At 69.1% G+C, this 2075-nt stretch carries 1 protein-coding gene and 1 pseudogene (1 of these 2 cut by a window edge); both read left to right on the forward strand.

What is annotated here, in order from left to right:
* Positions 1-1159, forward strand: a pseudogene (gene gltX / locus ACFE64_RS12920) (glutamate--tRNA ligase) (it extends 236 nt beyond the left edge of the window).
* Positions 1156-2075, forward strand: a 920-nt coding sequence (gene gltA, locus ACFE64_RS12925; RefSeq protein WP_375392873.1) for a citrate synthase, incomplete at its 3' end; no start/stop codon positions are given. The pseudogene gltX and the gene gltA, both read left to right, overlap by 4 nt.

Raw genomic sequence — 2075 nt, forward strand, 5'->3', positions numbered from 1 at the left:
CCATGCCGCCGTGGCCGCGGCGATGATCGCCGAGGGCCACGCCTATCGCTGCTGGCTGACGGCCGAGGAGATCGAGGCGCAGCGCGCCGCCGCGCAGGCCGAGAAGCGTCCGCTGCGCATCCGCTCGCCCTGGCGCGACCGCACCGACGGCGACCCCGCCCGACCCCACGTCGTCCGGCTGCGGGCGCCGCAGGAGGGCGCGACCACGATCGAGGATCGCGTGCAGGGGACCGTCACCGTCCAGAATGCCGAGCTGGACGATCTCGTCCTGCTCCGCTCGGACGGCACGCCGACCTATATGCTCGCGGTGGTCGTCGACGATCACGACATGGGCGTCACGCACGTCATCCGCGGCGACGACCACCTCAACAACGCCTTCCGCCAGCTCCCGATCAGTCGGGCGATGCATTGGCCAGAGCCGGTCTACGCGCACGTGCCGATGATCCACGGCGCGGACGGCGGCAAGCTCTCCAAGCGCCACGGCGCGGTCGGCGTCGAAGCCTATCGCGACGAGCTCGGCATCCTGCCGGAGGCGCTGGACAATTACCTGCTTCGGCTCGGCTGGGGCCATGGCGACGCCGAGATCATCAGCCGCGCCGAGGCGGTGCAGTGGTTCGATCTCGGCGCGGTCGGCAAGGCGCCCTCGCGCTTCGACCTGAGGAAGCTGGAAAGCCTCAACGGCCACTATATTCGCGAGGCGGACGACGATCGACTGGCCGCGCTGGTCGGCGAGCGGCTCGGCGAGACCGACGATCCGGCCGTCGACCTGCTCGGGCGCGCCATGCCGACGCTGAAGTCCCGCGCGGCCAACCTCAACGAGCTGGCGGACGGCGCCCGCTTCCTGTTCGCCGCCCGGCCGTTGCCCGTCGCCGAGGACGCGCAGCCGCTCCTCGCCGGCGATGCGCGCGCGACACTCGCCCGTGCGCACGCCGCGCTTGACGCGGTGGGGCGCTGGGATACGGAGGCGCTCGAAACGGCGATCAGGGTCGTGGCGGAGGAAGCGGGCCTCAAGCTCGGCCAGGTCGCCCAGCCCCTGCGCGTCGCGCTCACCGGACGGCGGACCTCTCCCGGCATCTTCGACGTTCTCGCCCTGCTGGGCCGCGCCGAGAGCCTGGCCCGGATCGCCGACCAGGCCTTTGCTGAGGAACCCGCCCGATGACCGATGCCGTCACCTTCGCCGATCACGACTACAAGGTGCTGCGGGGGACGGTCGGCCCGGAGGTCGTGGACATCCGCAAGCTCTACGGCGACACGGGGATGTTCACCTACGATCCCGGTTTCACCTCGACCGCGAGCTGTCGGTCGACGCTGACCTATATCGACGGCGACGAGGGCGTGCTCCTGCACCGCGGCTATTCGATCGGCGAGCTGGCGGAGCAGTCGAACTTCATGGAAGTGGCCTACCTGCTGCTCAACGGCGAGCTGCCGAGCAAGCAGGAACTCGACACGTTCGCCACGACGATCACGCGTCACACGATGGTGCACGAGCAGCTCGCGACGTTTTTCCGCGGCTTCCGGCGCGACGCTCACCCGATGGCGATCATGTGCGGCGTCGTCGGCGCGCTTTCCGCCTTCTACCATGATTCGACCGACGTCCACGATCCCGCCCAGCGCGTGATCGCCAGCCACCGCCTGATCGCCAAGATGCCGACGATCGCGGCGATGGCGTACAAGTACAGCGTCGGCCAGCCCTTTCTCTATCCCGACAATTCGCTCAGCTACACCGGCAACTTCCTGCGCATGACCTTCGGCGTGCCGGCCGAGCCCTATGAGGTGAACCCGATCGTCGAGCGCGCAATGGACCGGATCTTCATCCTCCACGCCGATCACGAGCAGAACGCGTCCACCTCGACGGTCCGGCTCGCGGGGTCTTCGGGCGCAAATCCCTTCGCCTGCATCGCGGCCGGGATCGCCTGCCTGTGGGGGCCTGCCCATGGCGGCGCGAACGAGGCCGCGCTCAACATGCTGCGCGAGATCGGCCGGCCCGAGCGCATCCCCGAATATATCGCCCGCGCCAAGGACAAGGACGATCCGTTCCGGCTGATGGGCTTCGGCCACCGCGTCTACAAGAATTA

The sequence above is a fragment of the uncultured Sphingomonas sp. genome (genome assembly GCF_964250165.1).
Taxonomy (GTDB): Bacteria; Pseudomonadota; Alphaproteobacteria; order Sphingomonadales; family Sphingomonadaceae; genus Sphingomonas.